The following is a 23,674-nucleotide window of genomic DNA, read 5'->3' on the forward strand; positions in this document are numbered from 1 at the left end:
GCAGCGTAAGATTTAAGCGAGGAAAAATTAAGCTGCTGCACCTGTAAATTGCTCGTTATGGTAGAACCCGAGAAGGCGAGAGGGAGAGAGGGAGAGGGGGAGAGGGGAAGAGTCAACCGTCTACAGTTCACATGTGTGGCAGGCGATCGCACTTTACCTTAAAATTACCGCAAAGAGCGCCAATCGCTAGCATTAGTTGAAGTCCCCTAATCGCGGCTGTGGAGTCAATTTTTGAATAGCAAATAACAAATCTAAAATAGAGTGTTGAATCCCCAAATCTCGGCTGTGGAGTCAAATCTCAAATCTCAAATCGACTGACGTTTTTTGCTTCAATCTATCAAAAGACGGATTTTTTCTAAGAAGTGGGCGCAGGATAACCTCTATCTGGAGAATGGTTTAGCCGATCGCGCCAATCGAGTACAAATAGGATGTTATATCTCATTTTGTACTCTATGAAACTGAATTATTTTACCAAACGGCTTTCGACTCTCGGGCGCTATCTGGCTGCAACTGTGCTTTGCGTGTCAGCGATGGCATTTGCTTGGCAGGGTGCATTTTTCTCGAACACCGCAGCAATGGCTTCTCTTGCTGTAAGCTCGATCGCAGCAGCAGATATAGGCGATAAAGTTCAAGACAAAGCCAGCACAGATGCCGGAAGAGCCAAGAACTTCATCCGAGATACAGAAGAGAAGGTGAAGGAAACAGCCAAGACAAATGCTGCTAAAGTCGATCGAGCATCAGAAGATGGTAGTGTAGTCGAGCGCAAAGCCAAGAAAGATGCAGCTACAATTGAGAAAAGAGCAGAAGAAGATTCAGCTCGCACACAGAAAGCAGTAGATAACACAAAGAATGCTGTGGAGCGCGCTGTTGACAGTATCAAAGGTGCTTTTAGCAAGTAGAAAATAAATCATACTCAGTAGGTTTGTAGTGAGGACTTTAGTCCTTCTTTTCCCGAGGACTTTAGTCCTCACTACAAACCAAGCTTACGGCGCTCGCTCTCTTCGGACAGGATATTAGGTTTTTTCGCCTTGTCAGGTCGATCGAAACTCAAAACATCGATCTACATTAACCAAAACCCCTACAGTCAGAGTAAAACCCAGGGCGGTTTTATTGTCGTCAGACAAATTAGGTACGTTGTTGCGCTTCAGCGCTCTTTCTAATATTAGCTAAAGAGCGCTGAAGCGCAACAACGTACCTTCAGAGTAAAACCGACCTCAAGCCACTACTTAAAACTGCCGCAAAAATCGTAAATCGCTAGCATAAACCCGGCGAATGTCATCAATTTCATAAAGTACCATAGCGAACCGCTCCACCCCAAAACCGGCTGCAAATCCAGTATACTTTTCTGGATCTAAACCGACTCCTTTAAGAACATTAGGATCTACTACACCGCAGCCCAAAACTTCCAGCCATTTGCCGTTCCACTGCAAATCAACTTCAGCAGAAGGTTCTGTAAACGGAAAGTAACTCGTGCGGAAACGAATCGGCAAATCTTGCCCGAACATTTGTCGCAAAAACTCTTTAATTGTGCCTTTCAAGTCAGTAAATGTCAGATTTTCACCAATAGCTAAAAGTTCAATTTGGTGGAAAACTGCCGCGTGAGTAGCATCAACAGTATCGCGGCGATAAACGCGGCCGGGAGAGACAATCCGAATCGGCGGTTTGTGCTGTTCCATGTAGCGAATTTGCACGGATGATGTCTGAGTCCGCAGCAAGTCGCCACCTGGCAGGTAAAATGTATCTTGCATATCCCGCGCCGGGTGGTCGGGCGGAGTGTTGAGCGCCTCGAAGTTGTAATAATCTGTTTCCATTTCCGGGCCGTTGGCGACGGTGTAGCCGAGGCCGACAAAAATATCGAGAGCGCGGTCTATGACGGCGTTTAAGGGGTGAATTCGACCTTGAGGGCGAAAAATCCCCGGCATGGTAACATCAAGGGTTTCTGAGGCTAATTTGAGTTCTATTTGGGCGGTTTGGAGAGCGGCGCGCTTGTCTTCTAAGTCGGCTTGTAGGGCTTCTTTTACGGTATTGGCGATCGCGCCTACTTTGGGCCGCTGATCTGCCGACAGTTTGCCCATCATGCCTAAAATTTGAGAGAGTTGGCCTTTTTTGCCTAGGTAGCCAAGGCGTAACTGTTCGAGTTGTTCGAGGGTATTCGCACTTGCGATCGCACTTTTGGACTCTTGGCCCAGGGTTTCTAGTTGAGTTTCAATGTCGCTGAGCTGGACAGTCATTTTGATTTTAGATTTTAGGTTTTAGATTTTAGATTGATGGCGATTTTGGGCCAAGCTGAGTTTAGCGCAATTTTGGTGTGGCTGACTTGTAGATTTTAGATTGATCGCTGGGGAGCATCTCATTTTTGTTTGCAAAAAACATTTCTTTTTACAACAGTGCTGTCCCCGCTCGCTTGCTTATAGAACCAAGCGAGCGGGGACAGCACTGTTAAAAGCAAAACTGAGATGCACCCGGTGGCTGCTTAATGCGTAATAGGTAATAGATAATTGCAAGTAAAACCGATCGCCCTACTTGAATCTAGTTTAAGATTATTCTCAGGCCTCTAAAAATTTCAATGAAACTTTTAATTAGCAACGACGACGGCATCTTTGCACAAGGCATCCGCAGCCTCGCCAACGCTCTCACCGCCGCCGGTCACTCTGTGAGCGTTGTTTGTCCCGACAGAGAGCGCTCCGCTACCGGACACGGCCTTACACTGCACCAACCCATCCGCGCCGAAATTGTCGAATCTGTTTTTGACCCCGCCGTCAAAGCTTGGGCTTGTTCGGGTACTCCCGCCGACTGCGTTAAACTAGCTTTGTGGGCTTTACTTGACAAACCGCCCGATTTTGTCCTTGCTGGCGTCAACCACGGGCCGAATTTAGGCACGGACATCATCTGTTCGGGGACGGTTTCGGCTGCGATGGAAGGAATTATGGAAGGCATTCCCAGCATTGCTTTCAGCCTCGCCAGCTATACTTCGCAGGAATTTGGGCCGGCAGTGGATTTCGCTGTCACCTTGCTACGACAGTTGGAAAAACAGCCAATGCCAAAACCGACACTGTTGAATGTCAACATACCAGCAGTCTCACAAGCAGAAATTACCGGAGTTGCGATCGCCCGTCAAGGCATTCGCCGCTATTTCGACATATTTCAAAAGCGCACCGATCCGCGCGGCAAAACTTATTATTGGCTGGCTGGGGAATTGTTAGAAGATGTGGAAGAAACCTCCGAATCGGCAGTTTGGCATGATATTCCTACAGACGTACAAGCTATTCGCGACAATAAAATTACCGTTACTCCGCTGCAATACAATCTCACCTGTGTTCCCGATTTGCACTCGTTACGAGATTGGCAATTTGAAAGTTTTCCCAAGCAGTGAGCTCCGATCGACCCGATCGCCGCTGTAAACTAGGAATTAAGGATAAAGTGCCTATGAAGGTATATGCCCTAGGCGTTAACGCAGGCTCTCAATTGGTTGTTGGTTTTTTACTCAAGAAAAGCAGTTATGAACGCTCCCACCTATAACACTCATTCTGTCACTTGCCCGATTTGCAACCGTTCCAGCGTCGTGGGCCCAGTCGGAATGGTCAGCGGACTATTCACCTGTCCCCACTGCCATTCTCATATGGTAATTAGCTGGAGCGGCCATTTTGTCCGCGATCCTTTTAGTCTCAAACAACTGACGGTGGGAAAGATGCTCAGGCGCGAGAGCAGGCCGTTAGCTCGCCTTCAGCGGGACTTTGGGCTGGGCAAGCATTTTCCGTTACTGGCAATTTTGGGAAGCGTGGTATTTTTGGGATGTGCGATCGCAGCTACAGAACAATCGCTACCCCGACAGAGTTCATTTCAAGGATTTTTAGAGTGGGTGAGCGGAACTGGCAATTCCCAAGATGTCTCACCTTAACATTTCAACATAAATTGTGACAGATATTACTGGTAAATATCTATTCCGTTAGGTAGAGATAACGAGAGAATACTTACGCATTCCGACTGCTGGAAACCGGGTTTTTAGGGTTTTGATTGGCTGTAACGAAGTTTTTTTGTGAAAAACCCGGTTTCTGATTAGGTGTGCCTCAGTTCTAGCATTTTCAACTTATACCAATTCCCAGGAGTAGGGCTACTTTTAAGAATTGTTCAACAGTTGACAGTTGACAGTTGACAGTTGACAGTTTGAGAGCGACCTCTACCTAGAAGGAAGAGGATTGGAGTAATGAATAGTCTGATTTTAATTTCTTCCTCACTCGCTTTCTTGCTTTCAACCAATTCTTTCTGGTAATTTTTCGTTAGTTTCATCTACTTATACTCAGGCTGCGGACTGAAGTCCGCACTACGAACGAATCTTACTGCGGTTAATTGAGCCGGCACGAGATGATTTAATAAATCTTGGATTGATAAATTAACCGCAGATATAGGTAGATAAACGCAGATAAACGCAGATAATTTCAAGAGAGGAGAGTGCATGAATACAATCTTTTTAACTGAGCAATTAATTGAGAAATTCCGCAATTTTTCTAACCGCTGCTTCCAAAATTTCAGGTGACTCAACTAAGGCAAATCGCACGTAGCCTTCTCCTGATTTCCCGAAACCGGCGCCGGGGGATGCTGCGACTCCTGTACTCTGTACTAGCTGAGTGCAAAATTTCACCGAATCCGACGCCCAAGGTGCTGGTAGTTTCGCCCAAACGTACATGGTGGCGGGGGGTACGGGCACTTCCCAGCCGATCGCCCTTAGCGCATTTACAAAGGTATCCCGGCGTTTTCTGAAGGTTTCGACGCTGGTGGTGACGCTATCTTGGGGGCCCGTTAATGCCGCGCTGGCTCCGTTCAAAATCCCTAGATATTGGTTGAAGTCTACGGCGGCTTTTACTTGTCGCAGGGCTGTAATTAGTTCGGGATTGCCGATCGCATATCCAACTCGAAAGCCTCCCATATTGTAGGATTTTGATAGCGTGAAAAACTCGATCGCCACACTCTTATCTCGATCGGCTTGAAAAATCGACGGCGCCATCAATTTACGAAATTCCTGGATATCGGAGGGCGGGCGCGCACCATCCACCGCCCCTACGGAATCGTCAAACACCAAATCCACATAGGGGAAATCGTGAACTAAAACGAGCTCGTGTTGGCGACAAAAATTCACTGCTTTCTCAAAAAATGCCAGCGGGGCGATCGCAGTTGTAGGATTGTGAGGATAGCTCAAAACCATCATCTTCGACTGAGCCAAGACGGGCATCGGAATATCTTCAAAAACAGGCAAAAACTGATTTTCTGCTAGTAGGGGCATCGGGTAAATTTGACCGCCCGCCAAATACACACCTCCCGCGTGGGAAGGATAGCCCGGATCTAGCAGCAAAGCAAAATCTCCGGGGTTGAGCACAGCTAAAGGCATATGCGCGGTGCCTTCTTGGGAACCAATTAACGGCAGCACTTCTGTTTCTGGATCGACTGAAATCCCAAATTTTTGCTCGTACCAGGAAGCTGCTGCTTCCCGGAAAGAGCGGGTTCCGTTAAACAGTAAATAGCCGTGGGTGCTAGGATCTGATAGGGAATTGGCGATCGCATCTGTAATGTGAGCAGCCGCAGGCAAATCGGAAGAACCCAGAGACAAGTCGATCGCATTTTGTCCGGCGGCTCTTGCTAGAGCTTTTGCCCGATCCATATCGGCAAATACATTAAATTTTAGGGGTTGTAAACGTTTGGCAAATTGCATATTTTTTGTATTTTTATTGATATTAATCAATCATTTAAAATTGCTAAAAACTGATTATTTTTGATGTTTTTCAGACATTTTTTTTTAACCGCAGAGAGCGCAGAGGGCGCAGAGGAAGAGAGAGATTGAAGAGAAAGGAGAGATGTTGAAAATTTATTGGGGATGGATCTAGTTGTGGGTGGGGAGTTGGAAACTCCCGAATCATTTCAAAATTTTATAAGTGACCTTCTAGCAAACCGAGCAATGTTTGTTTGGTAATAGCTCCTTCGTGGGAAAGGACTACTTCGCCATTTTTAAACAGTCTGAGTGCTGGAACTCCTTCTACTTTATACTGTTTGACAGTAACAGGATTGGGGTCAATTTCCATTTTAACCACTTTTAGGTCGCTGTAGTTGGCAGCCATCCAGTCGATCGAGGGCGCGATGAGTTTGCAAGGCCCGCACCAAGATGCCCAAAAATAGGCAAGCACTGGTTGCTCTGCTTTCAGGACTTCTGTTTCAAATTTTTCGTCGTTAATGACAATTACACTGTTGCTCATGGTTGTACGATGATTTTTCCTGATTATTTTTAAAGCACGGGCGGGCGTTAAACTTGCACCAAATTAAAAGACAGGCACAAAAAACTGTTTCTAATTTTAAAACATCCTGCGAACTTATTGAGTATAAACTCAGGAATGGGGGCTAATGGCTAATTCTGTATGGCGTTTAATTCCGCTGCTGTCGGCGTCTGGTAGGGTGCAGATGGCGATCGACAAATGGCTGCTAGAAAAGCATCTAGCGGGGAAAAATCCGCCAACTCTGCGATTTTACACCTGGGCACCGACGGCGATTTCCTTGGGCTACCACCAGCAGCGCTGGCCGGAATTTTGGCAGCAGCTATCTTGGGAGGGACAGCCTCTGGAGTTGGTGAGACGCCCTAGCGGTGGGCGCGCTGTGCTCCACCAAGGGGATTTGACTTATGCAGTTGTGGCGTCGGGATTTGAGAGCAGCCGCTTGAAAGCTTATCACACTATATGCGAGTTTTTGATTGAAGGTTGGCGGGCGATCGGTGTGGATTTGCACTACGGGGAAGCTGGGCGCGGTTACATTCACAATCCCAATTGTTTTGGTACGGCGACGGGTGCGGATTTGGTGACGGTTGATGGCTGCAAGTTAATTGGTAGCGCGCAATTGCGCCGTGGTGATGCTATTTTGCAGCATGGTTCGATGCGTTTGCAGCCGGATATTGGTTTGTTTTCTCAGGTTTTTGGGGAGGAATTAATTCCTGTGAAATTACCTCTATCTGAAGGGAGAGATGATTTGATTGCAACTGTAATTGATGCTTTGAGTGCGGCGGCTTGTCGCTGTTTTGATATTGATTTGGAGGTGCGGCCACTTTCGGAGGAGGAATGGGAGGATATTTGGGAATTGACTCAAAAAAAATCTATTTGTTGATAGCTGAAAGAATTCTATAGAATTTAATCTGTAATCTCCTACAGGTCGATGCCGTGAAATTGTCGATTTTTTTGAGGGATTGTTGGTGGCGACGCACCCTACGAATACTGTTACTAAGAGGGCTGAAGCCCAACAACGTACCTCATCTTTTGGGAACAGCCAAGATGGCCGTTCCACAAAAGATTTTTGGTATCATGCTTGTGGGGTGGGCGCTCTTGGCAACACCCAAAAAGTTAAATTTAAATGCTGTAGAGCTTATGGTTTTGGCTCAGTTTGCACTTGGACGATCGGCTGTTTGGCAATTTTGGTCAATTTCACTGCATCTAGCAAGCTTTCCCAATCAGCATCCAGCATTGTATCCGAAGGGCGATCGCGACGAGCAGCAGCTAAATTGCTGAGAGCATCTTGCCAAATCCCATTTTCAGCATAAATAGCTGTTTTCCGCCGCGGATCTGCCTTTTCTAATTCACTGCGGATATCTGCACTGAGATCAACTCGCCGTATAGTACCAATTTCGAGCAGATCGGCAGATCTCTCTTCAGCCTCGCAAATCACTGTAAAATTCCAAGTGTATTTTTTGCCTACTTCCAAGGGAGGCACATTCTTGTTAGCGGGGATACTAACGCCGATTACTCCTGATAAATTGGCAACTTTGAGAGTCTGTTTATAAATCTGCTTGCCGCTTGGATCTAGTAGGATAAATTCGGCTGATTCCGCCCTTGTTGGAGGCAAGTAGAAAAAGAATGTTGGATATTCGGAAACAGTTCGTGAGATTTTATTTTGAGGGACTAAGCCTGTGAGATTTATTGCATTTAGCTCGCTGTTGCGACAGTTACCGCGCGTCGTCGATCTGGGCGATCGAGGGGGCGATTGCTCCATATCTTCACGGGGCTGAGCGAAGCGCGGCCCTCCCGGTACAGTATTGCGCGGCTGGCCCACATTATCTGGCGTTGGCTGTCCCACACTTGCAAATTGGCAAGCATTAAATGCTCCTATCAACAATATGGAACTAAAGACGAGGGATTTTAGTGTAAATTTAGTCATTTTTTTTCTAGGATTTGCATGATGTTTGTAAGATATGTTGTCTATTTTTACTTGGACGATCTTTCTCCTCCCAAGACGCGATAGACATTAACTTTTTGCTCCCTGCCTTTTAAAGGTAAAGCTCCCCAAGATTCTACCTCAAATTTTCCTTGAATATGCACTAAGGTTTCTTCGGCAATTAAAATGCGGCAGGTGTCCTCTTGCCGATCTTTTTCACAGCTTTCCAGGCGAGAAGCGATATTGACACTATCACCGATTACTCCATATTCTAAACGGGTTTTGCCTCCCAAACTGCCCACCATTATCGGCCCTGTAAAAATTCCGACTCGCATTTTTGCCGACGGCAAACCGCGATCGATCCAACTTTGATTCAGGGCTGGTAAGCACGCACTTATAGCTAGGGCGCAAGATACCGCAAGGCGAGCATCTTCGGCAATTTCTTCGGGAGTTGTGCGGGGGATAGGAACACCAAATACAGCCAGCATTCCATCTCCGGTAAATTTATTAATCACCCCTTGATGTTTTTGCACTTCCTCGGCCATTGCTGATAAATATTCATTTAACCAAGGCATTACTACTTCTGGGGATAATTTTTCGGAAATAGTGCTAAAACCCTGCAAGTCTGTCAGGATCATTGTAGCAGTTAGTCTTTGCCCCGGCAATAGGCCCGACTGGAGGAGATGGACGCGCTCTTTCCACAGGGCATTGGCGATCGCCGGTGAGGTTTGCTGTCCTAATAATTTCATCACAATTTCTTGCTGCTGCTTTGACTGCTGGTACTTGTATGTGATTACAACTGCTGGGGCGATCAAAAATGCTAGTGTCGGTGAGGCCAGTGATATCCACCCCTGTTGAGTGAATAGAAAAAATGTGAATCCCCATAATATGCCGCTAAGTGCGATCGCGCTGACTATGAAATTGATCGTATTTTCTAGCCGCCAAGCTAAACAGCCGCCAACTGCTCCCCAAACAGCTATCCAGAGCATTTCTTGCCATTCATCCCAAAACCAAAATAGATTTTTGCCATCTAAAGCTGCGTTAATAATTTGGCTAGTTGCCGCTGCATGAATAAAGACTCCAGGCATCATGCGGTTGTCGCTGGCAGTGGCGCTGTAAGGGGTAGAAAAGACATCTTTTGTAGTTGGGGCTGTAACCCCGATTATCACTATTTTACCCTTCACCAATTCGGGGTCTAGTTTTCCCTCCAAAACTTGAGTGAGTGTCACGGTTTTTGCCGTATTTTCAGGAGAGCGATAATTGAGCAAGATTTGATAGCCTCCAGTGTCAATTGTCTGATAACCTCCTGAGTCCGATCGCAGTCGCGAAAAGACTGTGTTTCCTGCTTTTATTTCTTGATCTTTTGTGAGTGTTGAAGGAATTTTTTTACTGTCAATATATTTGAAAGCCAGCCGGAGCGCAAATGAGCTGAGAGTGGATTGTCCGTTGGAACGAAAGATCAAGCTCCGGCGAATTATGCCGTCTGGATCGATTACTAAATCGTTAAATCCTATCCGTGCTTTGGGTATGTTGGGAGGTGGTAGAGCGCGATCGTACTCTGACTTGCCGATGAAAGTAATCGGGATGAGTTTGGGGTTTGTGAATTGAGCTGCCAATTCTGCGTTTCCTGGTTCGTAGGGGATATCGCGGATTATATCCAGACCAATAGCGACGGGTTCGAGACGCGCTATGGAGGCGATCGCCTTCGCTAAAACTCCATCAGAGATTGGCCATTTCTTAAAAGTATGAATGTCCAGTTCTGTGACTGTCACTACTAGCAACCTCGGGTCAGGGCCTGCATCGGGGCGCAACTGTACCATCAAGTCAAAAGCCTTCAATTCCAAGGGCTGCAACCAACCTAAATGTCGCACTCCTAAGAGAGTTCCTGTCACGACAATGCAGGTGACGGCAAGAGGTTGTAAATCAGCGAAGGGTAAGGAAAAACTTAACTTTTTCCAACTACAACGTTTCTCTCCCAATTGATGAAATATCTTAAAAAGATTGGGCATAAGAATTTTTGTTTTAACCATCTTGGACAAAAAAATGTGCTATGTAGGCGGTCATAATTAACAGAACAATACCGTGGGTCATAAGTTCCTGACAGCAAGGAAATTAGCTTTTTAGGTTGAGTTTATTTATGCACGCCTATTTAGCAGAAATAATTGGTTTAAAGCCTCTCCCCCCATCGGGATAACTTTAAAAAAAGAAGACTATTCATTATTCCAATTCTCTTCCTTCTAGGTAGATGTCGCTATCAAGCTATCAAGCTATCAAGCTATCAAGCTGTCAACTGTCAACTGTCAACTGTCAACTGAATGAAACCTGAAATTGTGACTAATCTGGATTATTGATGCCCCATTTTAAATTAATTTTCTTGTACGGTTTTAGCGATCGCACTTAACTGCAATCCCAGGGGATAACTGTTTTCTTCTTTGCTGTGCTTGATATCAGCTTCGGAAATCTTGGGTTTGAGGTATTTTGCCATAACTTTCATCACGTCGCCCCGATCGATCGTCCCTACGACTGCACCAATGGACGAAAGGACGAGGATTCGCGGGAGTTGGCGGGCTTCCATGCTGTTAATTACTTCTGCAATGGATGCTTTTTCGGAGACTGTGGGGGTTTTTTCCAGGGGTTGCAAAATGTTGTGCAAAGTCTGAATTTGCCACTGACTGCGCTCTGTGCAGCGGATATCGTCGATCGACACTAAGCCCAAATCCCGCCCGTTGGTCGCAGCGATGTAAAATGGAAAGGGATTGACTTCTAGCAAATAGCGATCGGCAAATTCTCGCAAACTCAAATTTGCATCGACAACTCGAAACTCGCGGCTCATTGCATCGGCGGCCTTAGTTTTGAGCAGCGCTTCTTGCAACGAAGTAAAGCGACTGTAGCTACTAGCATTCCGAATCGCAAACCAGCCGATCAGCGCCATCCACAAACCGCCGTACTGGCGCGCTAACAAACATAAACTGACACCGAAAGCAACAGCCAACCAACCCAAAATTTGTCCTGTTTTTGCAGCCCAACGCACGCCGGCAAATCGAGAACCAGTGATTTTCCAAATTGCTGCTTTTAAAACTTGTCCTCCGTCCAAAGGCAGCCCGGGAATCAAGTTAAATAATCCCAAAACTAGATTGATTACTGCTACTTTTTCTGTAATAATTGATAGCAAACTTGTCTGGGGGAAAACTTGAGAACCCAAACCGAGGATTAAAAACAGCGCAAAGCTGACGAGAGGGCCAGCAATAGCTACTTGAAAAGCTTGACCCGGAGTTTTTGATTCAGAGTCGATCGAAGCTACTCCGCCAAATAAGAATAGAGTAATAGAATTAACTTTAATGCCTTGCGACATCGCCGCCAAGCTGTGCCCTAATTCGTGCAACAGTACGGAAGCAAATAGTAGCAAAGCTATTGCGAACCCGGCACTCCAGGAGAGCGCAGATCCCCACAATCGGTAACTGCTGGCGTATTCGCGGGTTGCTAGGGCTAAAATTATAAACCACGAATAATCTATGAGTAGCGGGATGCCAAATAAAGAGCCGATTCGCCAACCTGTCTGCATGAAAGTTTCCTGGGAAAGGAGAGGAAGAATGAATTTCTATTATATCTTTTCAAACCCTTGCCTTTCCCAAACCGTGATTTTTAAAGCACTCCGGCGTTACCCAAGCCCAAGATTACTCCTGCCCCGAGCAAGTGGCCCAAGCTGGTTGTGGCCAGCAATTCTGGGATGCCGAAGCCTTTGAACATTCCAGGGACTGCAACGGGTAAAGCTGGGCCCTTGCCTCGGTTTTGTTTGTTGATGCCGTAGTAGCCGATCGCGATCGCCAGCAAGTTGCATATAATCATTGTCAGTCCTACCATTGGTGTCCACTCCACCGTTAAGGCAGTGGCAGATGGTACGGCTAACAGCAAAGATGAGTTAATCATGTTTATATGCTCCGGATTTCACAGATTAATTGATTTAGAAAATTATAAAAAGTATTTTGCATTAAACTAAGATTTGTTTTAATAGTTAACAATTCGTTTATATTTTGATACAAATTCAGCACAGAGGAAAAAGAGTGCGGGTAAAAATTTGCGGAATCACTAAATTAGACCAGGGAATGGCGATCGCCCGTTTGGGAGCCCAAGCTTTGGGGTTTATCTGCGTACCCGCTTCCCCGCGCTATGTCAGCCCCGAAACCATTCGCCTGATTGTCGAACAGTTGCCGAAAAATGTCGATCGCATTGGCGTGTTTGCAAATACCACAATAGAAAATATCTGTCAAGTAACGGCAGAGTCAAATTTAAGTGGGGTGCAACTGCACGGAGATGAAACAGCGGAATATTGCGATCGGCTGCGCGAGTTTTTGCCGGGAATTGAAATTATCAAAGCTTTGAGAGTTAAGAGTCATGAAACGTTAGCCACCGCTGCAATTTACGCCCTGCGTGTCGATACTTTACTGTTGGATGCTTACCATCCGGCTCAACTTGGCGGTACTGGCAAAACTATAGATTGGATGATGTTAGCAGAGTTTAAACCAGCTTGTCCTTGGCTGCTGGCGGGCGGCTTAACACCGGATAATATTTTAAATGCGATCGATCGCGCGATCGGCAATAACTTCAGCGGTGTTGACCTTTCGAGCGGCGTAGAAATAGCGCCGGGAGATAAAGATTTGACCAAAGTTGCTCAGTTATTCGATCGATTAAAAGCTTTAAAATAAACGGTAGTATCTCATTGTTGTAAAAAGCATTTTTTGTGTTTGAGTGCTGTCCCCGCTCGCTTGTTGATAGAACCAAGCGAGCGGGGACGCTCGCACTATAAAAGCAAAAACTGAGATGCTTCCTTTTCTCTCTTTATTCTCGCTTCTTCCCTTCGACTTGCTAGCACGCCGCCTCACCCACGCTTTTTCAACTATTCCCGATTTCACCGATTGGCTGGTTGTAGCTCTGCTGGTGCTAGTTTATAGCGCGATCGCACTTCCCATCGGTTTTTGGTCGGGATTTCTGAAAGTAGACGTGCAAACCTCCGGGCCGATAATTGCGGGAGTGCTCGCGGGCTGTTTGTTAACTCCGGGGCTGACTGAGGAAGTTTTTTTCCGCGTGTTAATGCTCCCGCACGCTTTTGAGAACCCTTCTGGGCTAATGCTGTGGTTTTGGGGATGCTCCAGTTTGGTGTTGTTTGTAGTTTACCACCCGCTCAACGCACTGACTTTTTATCCGATCGGTCGATCGACCTTTATCAGAAAAATGGGTTTAAAACCCCGTCCTTTTAGGACGGCTTTGTGCTAAAATAGAGAAGTCTACAGGCTCAAGACACGTTGAAATAGCTACGATGAGAGCGTACCTAGACAGTTCCGAGGGGCAATGTTTAACTACATCCCTGAAGACAATAAGCTTTAGGCTTGAGTACAATGAAACATAGTCGCCACAGGGCATTGGGAGACTCTAAACGGACGCAGAGCGAGGGTAAGACTACTTCGGTAGCACATTGCTGTGAAGCGTCAAGGAATCCTCGCTCCTTCAGGACGAGGAGGTATGTCAAGAATCCCGTGTTTTTGCTACTCGCCGCTGTTTTGGGAGTAGCGTGCTCCATCGCATACCTGCTCATCGGTTCCATCTGGCCTGCGGTGGTGATTCACTGGCTGGGAGTGACAGTCTGGCTGCTGCTCTTGGGCGGTTACAAGAGGCTATATGGGTGAATTACCCAACTCTCACCTTGCGGTAGAGAGTGGGCTTCCAGCTTCCACCGCAACAGCATCCGAAAGAACCGAGATTCTTCCGGGTTGACTTACATTGCGTCCACTGGCAGTAGCGCTGATTCCCAACGCCAAAAACCGCAAGCCTTCGTCTCTAATGTTTAGCGCTGCGTTGATATCTCTATCATTCACAGAATCACACTTAGGACATTTCCATTGGCGTATTTTCAAATTCATTTTAGAAACTTTGAACAAGCAATGGTTACAAGTTTTGGAGCTAGGAAAGAATCGGTCAATCTCTAAATAGACCTTGCCTTCTGCCTCGGCTTTATACTTAAGCATTGTTCCAAACATTCCCCAGCCAGCATCATAGATAGCTTTGGCTAGGCAATGGTTTCTTACCATTCCTTTGATATTTAGATCTTCTACTACAATTACTTGGTTTTCGTTGACTATCTTGCGGGATAGCTTGTGCAGAAAATCCTCACGCACTCTTTTGATTTTAGAATTCACCTTGGCTACTAACTTCCGGGCTTTATTCCGTCGGTTACTGCCTTTGACTTTTCGGTTTAGCTTCTGTTGCTTGCGCTTCAGATTTTTACGATGTTTAGCGGTTGCTCTAGGATGCTTGTACTTAGAGCCGTCAGACGTGACCAAGAAATCAGTTAGCCCAACATCTAAGCCAATTGCTTTTCCTTCGATATTAGCATCTGGAGTGCCAATTTTATCATCAACAAGTACCGATGCAAAATACGAACCATCTCGATTTTGGGATACCGTTACAGTTTTGATCGTGCCATCATACTGGCGATGAATCTTGGCTTTGACTTCACCAATAATCGGAAATTTTATAGTGCTCTCCAGAATTTTCACATTCTGGGGATAGCTGACAGATTGCCTGTTGTGCTTGGATTTGAAGCTAGGAAACCCACCACGTTTCTCAAAGAAGTTTTTGTAAGCAGTTGATAGATTCAGTGCTACTACTTGCAAGCTTTGTGAGTATGCCCCATCTTTCAACCAAGGGTATTCCTTCTTGAGCGCTGGTAGCATACCTTGAATAGCCAATCTGCTCAATCCCTTACCAGTTTCCTTATAGGTTACTTGGCTCTTATTCAAACTATAGTTCCAAAACCATCGACAACAACCTCTCATCACCAGCAAAATACTGTTGCTGGTGGGCGCTGGGTAGATTCGGAACTTGTAAGCTTTCGGCATTTATCGGCTATCGGCATTTCTGGTAAAAAATTAACACAAGGATTTTGCGGTTGTCAATAAGTTGGCTCGTTTTCTCATCAAGCCTCAAACCTCAAACGCTGCGCGTTGTGCGGCTCGGCTGTAATCGTCAACTCGCTCGCCTTTGAGCCCGACGCTCACGGATTGTACAGGTAGAGCGCGGGACTTCCCGGCTGTATGGTTAAATTGTAAAAAGTCCAGCATCACTATATTGTCCGGAGGAGCTCAGTTGTGGAAATCATAGGAGCGATCGTAGGTTTTTTGGCGGGGATAGCAGCGGCTTACTGGTTAGTGGAAAAGCGGTTGCACAAGCAAAAGCAAGAACACTTGCTGCAAACTCGCAGAATAGCTCAGGATATAGAACTAGCTCAGATATCTCGAATGCAACAAACTACCGAATCTCCACACCGAGAAGGAGAAGATCGGTTTAGAAGCGCTACTGTTGAACACGAAAATTTACTCAGACAAGTTACAACTCAATACGAAAATCAGATTCAACAAGTTGCGACTCAATACGAAAATCGACTCCAACAAGTTTTAGCAGAACGCGATCGGCTCCAACAAGTTGCAGGCGCCCACGAGCAGCAGATGCGACAATTCACCCAGGAATTAGAGGCCGCTCACAATGCTAGGCTTCAGGAAAATATACAATCTTTGCAAGCCGAACACGAACGTCATATACTCACACTTTCTGACGAATTGCATGACAGTTATCAAGCTCAGATGGATGAACATTTTCAAAACCTGCAAAAACAACACGAAATTCAATTGAGACAAGCTGCCTCGCAATATGGGAACAGCGAAGTTGACATACAATCAACGACGGAGGCTTTGCAACAGCAATACGAAAGTCAGTTGCAAGCCGCTCACGAGCAGTTTCAAGCTCGCGAAGCTCAGATGCAAGCTACTATCAGGTCTTTGCAAGAGCAATACGAGAGTAATGTACAACAACAAGAAATCCCGGAGCAACAGTTCAGTCAGTTAAATCCAACAGAATTTACATCGGATTTACCACAACAAGAAGTTTGGCAAGAAGAACCATCAAGTGAGTTCAATCAACCTGAGTTCAATCAACCTGAGTTCAATCAACCTGAAGTTGAACAAGAGTTAAATTACACAGAATTTTCCGAACCACAATCAATTGATTTAGAACAACTCGAAATCAGACAAACGCTTGAATCTCCCAGACAAACACCAAACTACTCATCGGTGGCGCAGTTGATGGGATGCGTTCAAAGTCAGGACACAGAAACTCGCAAATTTGCAGCGTCTGCTTTAGGTAAAATGGGTGCGGCTAATGCTTTGAGAACCGACGGTCAGCGAGCCATAGAAACCTTGGGTAAATTAGCTCAAGATTTCAACCCGGAAGTGCGCGAAGCTGCTGTGGAAGCACTAGCAATGATTAAGTCTGAAAAAGTGATTCCGCTCTTGCAAAGAGCTTTGCGAGATACAGATAGCGGTGTGGCCAAATCGGCAAGTGCGGCGCTCAATAAGTTTAAGTTTTACCCGCGCACTCCGGCGGTGAAACCGAAACTGATGGATATCAAGAAACCAAAGCGTTAAGCAGTTACGAGCCTAAATATAGCAATTCTCAATTGCCTAAAACACCGTAGGGACACAACATTGTTGTGTCTTTAATTTTGGTCGCTTCTCAGTTTTGCTTTTAAAATAGTGCTGTCCCCGCTCGCTTGCTTATAGAACCAAGCGAGCGGGGACAGCACTGTAGAAAGAAATGTTTTTTGCAAAAATGAGATGCTCCCGAGAGTGTCAATGAGCAGATATCGTCAACTGATATCGTTTGGGAGCATCTCAGTTTTGCATCCGTAGTGCGAGCGTCCTATATTATTCCGATGCTACCGGATTTGATATGACAAATTTCAGTTGTCAACTGTCAACTGCCAACTGCCAACTGTCAACTGCCAACTGCCAACTGACAACTGTCAACTGACAACTGTCAACTATTTAAAATCGCTGTTTTGTACCGAGTACAAATTTGATTTCCCCGTCATCGCTGACACCCATATCCAAGCGAATTAATCCCAAGGACGATCGCACTCTAACACCCAAACCAACACCCGCCCCAGTCCCAGGTTTATCCCTGACTACCGCCGGTTTTCCCAACACGCTGTCACCCGTTCCCAAATCCGACGCAAAATCAACAAATATCACGCCACCCACATCCCTACCAACCGGAAACCGATACTCGCCGGAAGCCAAAAAATAACTCCGCCCGCTGCCAATTTCCCCGCCGTCGTAGCCCCGCACAGAATTGCGGCCGCCCAGGCGAAACGCTTCCGTCGGTGGCAAATCTCCAATTACCGTTCCCCCTTGCAGATTAAAAGCCAACATTTCTGGCAAAGCTTCCGACTCGCTGATGCCCAGCAAAGTTACTGGTACATATTGTATATAATTTGCTAGCAGTCGGTTGCTCACAATGTTGCCGCGTCCGAGAGGTATCGACTGTTCTGTACTGAGGCTGAGAATCGAGCCGCTGGTTGGGTTGAATGGATTGTTTCGCCGATCGAGCGTAGCGCCAAAAGAAACAGTATACAATTCGTCAACGCCCGCACCGCTGAATGTGAGAGGATTGCCGAGTACGTCCCGGCGGGCAAGATTTAAATTGCGATCGCGCGTGCTGATATTGGTATAATTCAGTCCCAAAGTTCCCCGCCAATCGCCCAAAGGCCGCGTAACAGCGAGATTTCCGCCCATCCGAATTTCTCGAACTCGATCGCCATTGGGCAAATTAATATCCTTGTTGAAAATTTCCGAGATTCTGCGATCGCCAAAAGCTCTCACACTGTATCCCAAACGGTCATCTGCCGCAACGTAAGGGCTGACAAACCGCACATCGTACTCCACACCTCGGAGGCTGGGCTGAATTTCCACCGACAACCGCTGGCCGTTTGTGCCGAATGTACGATCGACATAGGAAAGAGGAACAGCCACACCAACATCATCACTCAAAGTGACACTCGCCCCAACAGAACGAGCCGATCGCTCTTCGACATTGTAAATTACATTAATATCCGTCCCAACTTCTTCAGTAGAAACCGTCACCTTGTCAAACAATCCCAACTGTTGCAACTGTTGTAAATCGAGTTGTACAACTTGCTGGCTGTAATTATCCCCCGCCTTAAGTTTGAGTTCGCCTCGGATAAAATCTTCCGAAATTCTCCCCTTAATCGGATTCCCTTTTTTATCAACAGCTTCGCCTCGGGAATTAACAAAGCGAATTTTCACCTCTGCAACGTAAACGCCCTCAACATTTCTCCCTTGACTGATTGGTAGAGTACCGCCTAGCTGTTGCGCGTTGCCGTTGACTGCTTCCGGGATTTCGGCTTTGGTGGCGATCGTCCCCGCAGTTGGTAACAGAGATGTAAAATCTTTATGGCGATCGTCCTGGGCTGAGGGCGATCGAACTTCTGGAGCAACAGCAATCTCATCAGATGTTGGCAAATCCCGCACAATTGCACTCACCTCATCCGATTGATGAGAACTTAAGACTGAAACCGATAATAAATGTCGCTTGTAGTCGAGTCTAGATCCCCCTAAATCCCCCTTAATAAGGGGGACTTTGAGAATATCTCTTGTCCCCCCCTGATTAAGGGGGACTTTGAGAATATCTCTTGTCCCCCCCTGATTAAGGGGGACTTTGAGAATATCTCTTGTCCCCCCCTGATTAAGGGGGGTTAGGGGGGATCGAGACTCGGCTACAAACAAGAGAGACGGTGGGTTTGACGTTAAGTTATCACCAATTACCTCATCCTCCTCCCTCTGCGCCCTTGTGGAATAGGCGTCTCGCCTGTCAACTTCTCCGCTTCCTTCTCTAACCTCCACCTCACTCGGTACGACTGTCGCATCGATCGCCCGCGCCGCCAATTCCCCACCAGCCACCGCCGCCAAACTCAAAAATGCAATAATCGAAATTCGCATAAACATAAAACTAAAGCATACTCAACGCATCTTACCCAAAACCGCGTCTCCTGCCTATTCCGCGAAAAGAAACCCGATATTTTTGAAGATACCGGGTTTCTGGGATGATGAAACTTGGGGAAAAATCGATCGTGGGCGATCGTAACAATTGGGAAACCGAAAAATTCTTTAAAGAGATTGGCGAGAAACACGCTTCTCAAAATGAGCCTGAGTCTGCTGCAACAGTTGTTCGCGGCTGTCCTTAGCAGTAGTAATCGTAGGGAGCAAATTTCGAGCTTGTAAAGTCATGTGAAGCTGTAGGTGTGCTACGTACTCACTGACATCTTCGCGCAGGGAGCAAGCCGGGTAACGTTTTAAAGTAGAGTTCAAAGTGTTCTCCTGCTTTGAGTTTGCAGTATTTTTGAAATAATAATAGAGACTATCACGCTCTATTTCTAATTCTGTACTCTGTAATGAAGTTTAACCTTTGGACTGCTCTTTTGTTACAATTATTTACAAGTATTGCTTAAATTAAGTAAATCCACCTCATTAAAAGTAAAATGCCGATCGCGCTCAAGCCTGCCGTGTATATCTTCTTCCTTCTCTCACGACAATAAAAAAAGCCCTCTTCCTTCTTCCCTCTTCCCTCTTTTTACCTAGAGCGAAGCCGAAGGGCACTGTTCCCTCTTCCTTCTTCCTTCTTCCCTCTTCCCTCTTCCCTCTTCCCTCTTCCCTCTTCCTTCTTCCCTCTTCCCTCTTCCCTCTTCCCTCTTCCTTCTTCCCTCTTCCTTCTTCCTTCTTCCTTCTGATCAGGAGTCGATCGCCCATGCAGTCTCAAGCAGTAGCACACAAGCACATATTAAGTACATTTGTCAATAGCCACAGCCAAACAGCCACCTACCTCGACATCGGGAGCGGCCCAACCTTATTGCTGCTTCACGGTTTTTTCGGAGAAAAGACTTGCTGGCTACCCTTAATTGAATTATTGCAATCTCAATTTCGGTGCATCAGTTTAGATATGTTAGGTTTTGGAGAATCCAGCAAACCACAAATCCAATACGACGTAGCTGTAGAAGTTGCTTTTGTGCGGCAAGTTGTACAACAACTAAACATCGAACCATGCGGCATCATCGGACATTCTTTTGGCGGTTGGGTAGCATCTGCATACGCCCTAAAATATCCCAAATCTGTCAGCAGTTTAGTGTTAGCAGCACCTGCGGGAATCCGGGACGACAGTTTTTGCGGTCAGTACGATGCTTTGCGACCATTGCTGTGGGAAACACCCGCCGTTGATTGGGCCTTGCAGCTAGCAAAACCTTTTGCTAGATTAGCGGGGAAAAGTGAGAAATTGCAAGAAATTTCCGGGTGGCGCAGGGAGCTAATGTATCAACCAGTAGCAAGGTCATTTTTAATGAGCCGGATGCGACCAGAAGACGCCGTTGACACAGTAGAAAAAGAAATTCACAAATTGCAAATTCCTACCTTAGTCATTGCAGCAGATAGCGACGAAACAATTCCTCTATGGCACTGTCAAACCTACGCCAATGAGATACCGGGAGCTGAGTTAGCAATTATTCCCAACGCCACTCACGGGTTGCCGCAAACTCAAGCTCAAATTATCGCAAAATTGATTAGTAAATTTTTGGATAATTAAGAAAACCTTTGCAACAAGCGAAATTCTAGAAAATTATGATATGGCACGTTCGACGGTTAGAACACTCTGAATAGCCTTTTCCCCATGCAGTTGATTGCTTATTCTTGTTCTTTTTCCTTCTTTTTCCTTCTTTCTTCTGCTACAAGCAAGCAATAAAAAATAATTGTATTAAAGTATACTACTTTAATAGTAAAGACAGCATATATTACTTGCTGTATTGTACAATTTTTTTTATGGTTATACAATCTTGTATCAGCACGAGCTACAAACATTTAGTTGATTCTGGAGTATTACGAATGGCGGCACTGAGAAACTACTTTAATCTGGAAGAAATTACGACAGCCAGAAAAGTTAGTGCAGCGGTAATTAACATCAGCGGCCGCCAGCGAATGCTTTCCCAGCGATCGGCATTTTTTTGCATGAGGTTAGTTGGCTCTGGGAATGCGCCAGAAAGAGCCAAACTGCGCGGGAATTTGTTAGAGGCGATCGAGCTTATGGAAAAATCTCACCACGATTTAATTCATACTGACAGCAGCATCAACTTGGCGAGTCCCCCTTCACCCACCGTCAAAGCGATGTATTTTGAGGCGCCGCTGTATCTAGACAAGCAACTGCGCGAATATATCGATCGCATAAAAGCATTAGTGCAAGTTCCAGACACCGAACTCAGGCAGGAGAATCCCCATCTACAGTACATTATCGAAGCTGCCGGTGGCGAATTGCTAGCAGCTTTCGATGCCGTCGTGAGTCAGTACCAGCAAGAAAGCGAAATCGAACAATTTGAAATCGACCTCAAACAGGTTGAACTCTATCAAGAAAGCTGTGCAGCCACCTCCAAAGCCGAAGCTCAAGCAGCCCAAATCGATCGCGCACTTCGCGAACTCAAGCAAACTCAAGCTCAACTCCTCCACAGCGAAAAAATGTCTTCCCTGGGAGCCCTAATGGCAAGTATCGTCCACGAAATTAATAACCCAGTTAGTTTTATTTACGGCAACTTGAGCCATGCCGAAATTTATACCCAAGATTTACTGAACCTGCTGCGTCTATATCAAGAACACTATCCCAACCCCTGTTCCGAAATAAAAGATCAAATCCAAGACATCGATCTCGAATTTCTAGTTGAAGACTTGCCTAAAGTTATGTCTTCCATGCACATGGGTTCCGATCGCATTCGCGAAATAGTCAAATCCATGGGCAGCTTTTCGCGAACAGATAACACTAACATGAACCTGTGCGATTTGCACGACAGTATTGACAGCACCATCCTAATTTTGCGTAACCGTCTCAATGCTAAAAAAGACCGTCGCGAGATTCAAATAGTTAAAAATTATGAAAAATTGCCTGGTGTAGAGTGTTATGCCGGACAACTAAATCAAGTATTTATGAATCTAATTAGTAACGCGATCGATGCTTTAGACGAGGCAGCAAAAAATCAGCCCGATCCAGCCCTAAGAATTTCGATACGCACAGAACTCGCTGGGCTAGATTGCGTCAGAGTCAGGATTTCTGACACGGGATCGGGAATGACAGCAGAGGTAAAAAAACGAATGTTCGAGCAGTTTTTTACCACCAAGGCGATCGGTAAAGGTACTGGTTTAGGATTATCTATTGTCTACAAAATCCTAGTAGAAAATCACCGAGGAACGCTCAGGTGCGAGTCCGAATTGGGGAAGGGAACCGAGTTTATCATTGAACTGCCAGTACAACAAACTTAAACAGTTGATAAGCATCCAAATTTATGATAAATTGTGGCACGGGCGTCCCGTGAAAATAAGTGTGGCACGGGCGTCCCGTGAAAATAATTAATTGTGCTTAAAAATTACACATCACCTACTCCAATTGTAACTTCAAAGTTGGCAATAGCTTTTCTAGATTCTTGAGAGATTTCTGTTGCCAAGGAACATCTTGTGAACCCACTACCAAAAGTTGAATCGTTTTCTTTTTCCGTACACTAATCACAAACTTAGACAGCATATTAATACCAGAACTATTAACAAAATCCAATTTTGTTAGGTTCAAGGTAATAGTAGGCGGTTCGGGATTAGCTACCTCATCTAATAGATCGACGATTGGCTTATAATCTGGCGCTCCATCTAAGCTGAGTTCGCCTTGGAAACAGACTGTCACCGATTTTGGATCGTATTGAATACAGTAGTCTTGACCTTTGATTTCCTGAATATCCATTGTTTTGTCGTTTCCTGAGTGAATTATTGTGGGACAAAAGAATCAGTCGATTTCCATTTTTCGATTTGAGATTGACTCCACAGATCAATTTAGGAGGTTCAACTTCGGTCTAAAATTTGGGGTTAACCACTGAGAAGTGTGGGGGGGGCTTGTATCCATTTGTGAATTCGTCAATCTTAAAAAAATTGAAATTAAACGCTAATTTGAACGATTGTCGTAATAGCTAGCATATTGGAACCATCAGAGATCCTCTCAAATTTCCAACCAATCTTAGCTGAATAGTCATTAATCATCGTCAGCAATCCCAGTCCCGATGTTTCACTTTCAGATTCAGCATTCTTTTCAAGCTGCTGTAAATATAGTTCATCAGAGTCGGAATTAAACAGTTCTGCAATGAATTCCTGCAATTTATTAGCCGCTGGTTGCTGCACATAGTTAGTGGCAAAAATTACGGCAGTCACATCAGATTCTCCTATAAAGTGTATCCCAAACCTTACCTTATGATTGCAATTATCATCAGTAAACTTGATGGCATTTTCTAATAGTTCATTAGCAATGTAGCTCACAGCTCCCTTACTTTGTTTAATCCGTTTCTCGCTGCTAGCATCCTGCTCGTCCACCGGGAGAAAGCTGGACAAATAATCGGCAACAAAATGAGCCGATACCCTATTGTTGCGCCAGCGCTGCTTGATGGGGCGAGAACTTGGCGTAAATGTAAGTTCTAGGGAGTCGTGTTCCGGTGGAAACTGGTCGATGAATTCTCCAAAGACTTGTGTCATAGTTTGTAAACTTCCAGATGTCATTATTTTTCTGCCTCCTGTTAATGTGTCAA

The 23,674-nt window shown here is 45.6% G+C and carries 23 protein-coding genes; 10 read left to right on the top strand and 13 right to left on the bottom strand.

What is annotated here, in order from left to right:
* Positions 1-452 precede the first annotated feature (452 nt).
* Positions 453-899 carry a hypothetical protein gene (locus JGK36_RS06755; RefSeq protein ID WP_293177849.1) on the top strand — a complete coding sequence of 149 codons (447 nt, stop codon included), beginning with the start codon at positions 453-455 and terminating at the stop codon, positions 897-899.
* A 327-nt stretch (positions 900-1,226) separates the two neighbouring features.
* Here the strand turns inward: JGK36_RS06755 and pheS are convergent, their stop codons facing one another.
* Positions 1,227-2,231, bottom strand: a complete 1,005-nt coding sequence (gene pheS / locus JGK36_RS06760) for a phenylalanine--tRNA ligase subunit alpha (protein ID WP_293177846.1) — start codon at positions 2,229-2,231, stop codon at positions 1,227-1,229.
* A 335-nt stretch (positions 2,232-2,566) separates the two neighbouring features.
* On the opposite strand from pheS, the gene surE reads away from it, so the two are divergent.
* Together surE and JGK36_RS06770 are read left to right on the top strand one after the other, a co-directional pair.
* Positions 2,567-3,373 (top strand): 5'/3'-nucleotidase SurE, encoded by an 807-nt coding sequence (gene surE / locus JGK36_RS06765; protein ID WP_293196557.1) that lies wholly within the window; start codon positions 2,567-2,569, stop codon positions 3,371-3,373.
* Between the two features lie 126 nt (positions 3,374-3,499).
* Positions 3,500-3,898, top strand: a complete 399-nt coding sequence (locus JGK36_RS06770; protein ID WP_293152109.1) for a hypothetical protein — start codon at positions 3,500-3,502, stop codon at positions 3,896-3,898.
* 582 nt (positions 3,899-4,480) lie between these two features.
* On the opposite strand, the gene JGK36_RS06775 is transcribed toward JGK36_RS06770, so the two are convergent.
* A complete protein-coding gene (locus tag JGK36_RS06775; RefSeq protein WP_293193474.1) occupies positions 4,481-5,704 on the bottom strand; it encodes an LL-diaminopimelate aminotransferase in 1,224 nt (407 codons plus the stop codon).
* A gap of 214 nt (positions 5,705-5,918) precedes the next feature.
* Positions 5,919-6,242, bottom strand: coding sequence for a co-chaperone YbbN (locus JGK36_RS06780; RefSeq protein WP_293196559.1), 324 nt, complete (start codon positions 6,240-6,242; stop codon positions 5,919-5,921).
* A gap of 145 nt (positions 6,243-6,387) precedes the next feature.
* Between JGK36_RS06780 and JGK36_RS06785 the strand changes: the two genes are divergently transcribed.
* Entirely contained in the window at positions 6,388-7,137 is a 750-nt protein-coding gene (locus JGK36_RS06785; protein WP_293193475.1) for a biotin/lipoate A/B protein ligase family protein, read from the top strand.
* A 255-nt stretch (positions 7,138-7,392) separates the two neighbouring features.
* Here JGK36_RS06785 and JGK36_RS06790 read toward each other — a convergent pair whose 3' ends face one another.
* The 4 genes from JGK36_RS06790 to psaK form a co-directional block, all read right to left on the bottom strand.
* Positions 7,393-8,181: a DUF928 domain-containing protein gene (locus tag JGK36_RS06790; protein WP_293177831.1), complete on the bottom strand. Its 789-nt coding sequence runs from the start codon at positions 8,179-8,181 to the stop codon at positions 7,393-7,395.
* Positions 8,182-8,228: 47 nt separating this feature from the next.
* Positions 8,229-10,187, bottom strand: a complete 1,959-nt coding sequence (locus tag JGK36_RS06795) for an adenylate/guanylate cyclase domain-containing protein (RefSeq protein WP_293196561.1) — start codon at positions 10,185-10,187, stop codon at positions 8,229-8,231.
* A 356-nt stretch (positions 10,188-10,543) separates the two neighbouring features.
* Complete coding sequence (locus JGK36_RS06800; protein WP_293196563.1) at positions 10,544-11,740, bottom strand: site-2 protease family protein; 1,197 nt, start codon at positions 11,738-11,740, stop codon at positions 10,544-10,546.
* Positions 11,741-11,820: 80 nt separating this feature from the next.
* Positions 11,821-12,105, bottom strand: coding sequence for a photosystem I reaction center subunit PsaK (psaK, locus tag JGK36_RS06805; protein ID WP_293177824.1), 285 nt, complete (start codon positions 12,103-12,105; stop codon positions 11,821-11,823).
* Between the two features lie 134 nt (positions 12,106-12,239).
* On the opposite strand from psaK, the gene JGK36_RS06810 reads away from it, so the two are divergent.
* The 3 genes from JGK36_RS06810 (at position 12,240) to JGK36_RS06820 (ending at position 13,859) form a co-directional block, all read left to right on the top strand.
* Positions 12,240-12,881, top strand: a complete 642-nt coding sequence (locus JGK36_RS06810) for a phosphoribosylanthranilate isomerase (RefSeq protein ID WP_293196565.1) — start codon at positions 12,240-12,242, stop codon at positions 12,879-12,881.
* A gap of 115 nt (positions 12,882-12,996) precedes the next feature.
* Complete coding sequence (locus tag JGK36_RS06815) at positions 12,997-13,449, top strand: CPBP family intramembrane metalloprotease (protein ID WP_293177820.1); 453 nt, start codon at positions 12,997-12,999, stop codon at positions 13,447-13,449.
* 260 nt (positions 13,450-13,709) lie between these two features.
* Positions 13,710-13,859: a hypothetical protein gene (locus JGK36_RS06820; RefSeq protein WP_293177818.1), complete on the top strand. Its 150-nt coding sequence runs from the start codon at positions 13,710-13,712 to the stop codon at positions 13,857-13,859.
* A 12-nt stretch (positions 13,860-13,871) separates the two neighbouring features.
* Here JGK36_RS06820 and JGK36_RS06825 read toward each other — a convergent pair whose 3' ends face one another.
* A complete protein-coding gene (locus tag JGK36_RS06825) occupies positions 13,872-15,071 on the bottom strand; it encodes a transposase (RefSeq protein ID WP_293193479.1) in 1,200 nt (399 codons plus the stop codon).
* 249 nt (positions 15,072-15,320) lie between these two features.
* On the opposite strand from JGK36_RS06825, the gene JGK36_RS06830 reads away from it, so the two are divergent.
* Entirely contained in the window at positions 15,321-16,652 is a 1,332-nt protein-coding gene (locus tag JGK36_RS06830; protein WP_293187178.1) for a HEAT repeat domain-containing protein, read from the top strand.
* A 399-nt stretch (positions 16,653-17,051) separates the two neighbouring features.
* Here the strand turns inward: JGK36_RS06830 and JGK36_RS06835 are convergent, their stop codons facing one another.
* From JGK36_RS06835 to JGK36_RS06845, 3 genes are all read right to left on the bottom strand, one after another.
* Positions 17,052-19,025 (bottom strand): BamA/TamA family outer membrane protein, encoded by a 1,974-nt coding sequence (locus JGK36_RS06835; RefSeq protein ID WP_293198697.1) that lies wholly within the window; start codon positions 19,023-19,025, stop codon positions 17,052-17,054.
* Positions 19,026-19,193: 168 nt separating this feature from the next.
* Positions 19,194-19,394: a hypothetical protein gene (locus JGK36_RS06840; protein ID WP_293155365.1), complete on the bottom strand. Its 201-nt coding sequence runs from the start codon at positions 19,392-19,394 to the stop codon at positions 19,194-19,196.
* A 183-nt stretch (positions 19,395-19,577) separates the two neighbouring features.
* Complete coding sequence (locus JGK36_RS06845) at positions 19,578-19,832, bottom strand: hypothetical protein (RefSeq protein ID WP_293198699.1); 255 nt, start codon at positions 19,830-19,832, stop codon at positions 19,578-19,580.
* On the opposite strand from JGK36_RS06845, the gene JGK36_RS06850 reads away from it, so the two are divergent.
* Both JGK36_RS06850 and JGK36_RS06855 read left to right on the top strand, forming a co-directional pair.
* A complete protein-coding gene (locus JGK36_RS06850; RefSeq protein ID WP_293193466.1) occupies positions 19,831-20,658 on the top strand; it encodes an alpha/beta hydrolase in 828 nt (275 codons plus the stop codon). The genes JGK36_RS06845 and JGK36_RS06850 overlap by 2 nt on opposite strands.
* Positions 20,659-20,954: 296 nt before the next feature.
* Entirely contained in the window at positions 20,955-22,373 is a 1,419-nt protein-coding gene (locus JGK36_RS06855) for an ATP-binding protein (protein ID WP_293198701.1), read from the top strand.
* Between the two features lie 115 nt (positions 22,374-22,488).
* On the opposite strand, the gene JGK36_RS06860 is transcribed toward JGK36_RS06855, so the two are convergent.
* Together JGK36_RS06860 and JGK36_RS06865 are read right to left on the bottom strand one after the other, a co-directional pair.
* Positions 22,489-22,842 carry an STAS domain-containing protein gene (locus JGK36_RS06860; RefSeq protein WP_293185925.1) on the bottom strand — a complete coding sequence of 118 codons (354 nt, stop codon included), beginning with the start codon at positions 22,840-22,842 and terminating at the stop codon, positions 22,489-22,491.
* Between the two features lie 191 nt (positions 22,843-23,033).
* A complete protein-coding gene (locus JGK36_RS06865; protein ID WP_293185927.1) occupies positions 23,034-23,621 on the bottom strand; it encodes a DUF6272 family protein in 588 nt (195 codons plus the stop codon).
* Positions 23,622-23,674: the final 53 nt, after the last annotated feature.

It is taken from the genome of Microcoleus sp. PH2017_35_SFW_U_B (assembly GCF_020737865.1).
In the GTDB taxonomy this organism is placed as follows: domain Bacteria; phylum Cyanobacteriota; class Cyanobacteriia; order Cyanobacteriales; family Microcoleaceae; genus Microcoleus.

Coding starts and splice junctions, on each gene's coding strand:
- JGK36_RS06795 (WP_293196561.1), bottom strand. CDS start 10,187: ATGCCCAATCTTTTTAAGATATTTCATCAATTGGGAGAGAAACGTTGT.
- pheS (WP_293177846.1), bottom strand. CDS start 2,231: ATGACTGTCCAGCTCAGCGACATTGAAACTCAACTAGAAACCCTGGGC.
- JGK36_RS06770 (WP_293152109.1), top strand. CDS start 3,500: ATGAACGCTCCCACCTATAACACTCATTCTGTCACTTGCCCGATTTGC.
- JGK36_RS06845 (WP_293198699.1), bottom strand. CDS start 19,832: ATGGGCGATCGACTCCTGATCAGAAGGAAGAAGGAAGAAGGAAGAGGG.
- JGK36_RS06780 (WP_293196559.1), bottom strand. CDS start 6,242: ATGAGCAACAGTGTAATTGTCATTAACGACGAAAAATTTGAAACAGAA.
- JGK36_RS06865 (WP_293185927.1), bottom strand. CDS start 23,621: ATGACACAAGTCTTTGGAGAATTCATCGACCAGTTTCCACCGGAACAC.
- JGK36_RS06790 (WP_293177831.1), bottom strand. CDS start 8,181: ATGACTAAATTTACACTAAAATCCCTCGTCTTTAGTTCCATATTGTTG.
- JGK36_RS06800 (WP_293196563.1), bottom strand. CDS start 11,740: ATGCAGACAGGTTGGCGAATCGGCTCTTTATTTGGCATCCCGCTACTC.
- psaK (WP_293177824.1), bottom strand. CDS start 12,105: ATGATTAACTCATCTTTGCTGTTAGCCGTACCATCTGCCACTGCCTTA.
- JGK36_RS06755 (WP_293177849.1), top strand. CDS start 453: ATGAAACTGAATTATTTTACCAAACGGCTTTCGACTCTCGGGCGCTAT.
- JGK36_RS06835 (WP_293198697.1), bottom strand. CDS start 19,025: ATGCGAATTTCGATTATTGCATTTTTGAGTTTGGCGGCGGTGGCTGGT.
- JGK36_RS06785 (WP_293193475.1), top strand. CDS start 6,388: ATGGCTAATTCTGTATGGCGTTTAATTCCGCTGCTGTCGGCGTCTGGT.
- surE (WP_293196557.1), top strand. CDS start 2,567: ATGAAACTTTTAATTAGCAACGACGACGGCATCTTTGCACAAGGCATC.
- JGK36_RS06860 (WP_293185925.1), bottom strand. CDS start 22,842: ATGGATATTCAGGAAATCAAAGGTCAAGACTACTGTATTCAATACGAT.
- JGK36_RS06825 (WP_293193479.1), bottom strand. CDS start 15,071: ATGCCGAAAGCTTACAAGTTCCGAATCTACCCAGCGCCCACCAGCAAC.
- JGK36_RS06775 (WP_293193474.1), bottom strand. CDS start 5,704: ATGCAATTTGCCAAACGTTTACAACCCCTAAAATTTAATGTATTTGCC.
- JGK36_RS06815 (WP_293177820.1), top strand. CDS start 12,997: ATGCTTCCTTTTCTCTCTTTATTCTCGCTTCTTCCCTTCGACTTGCTA.
- JGK36_RS06855 (WP_293198701.1), top strand. CDS start 20,955: ATGGCGGCACTGAGAAACTACTTTAATCTGGAAGAAATTACGACAGCC.
- JGK36_RS06850 (WP_293193466.1), top strand. CDS start 19,831: ATGCAGTCTCAAGCAGTAGCACACAAGCACATATTAAGTACATTTGTC.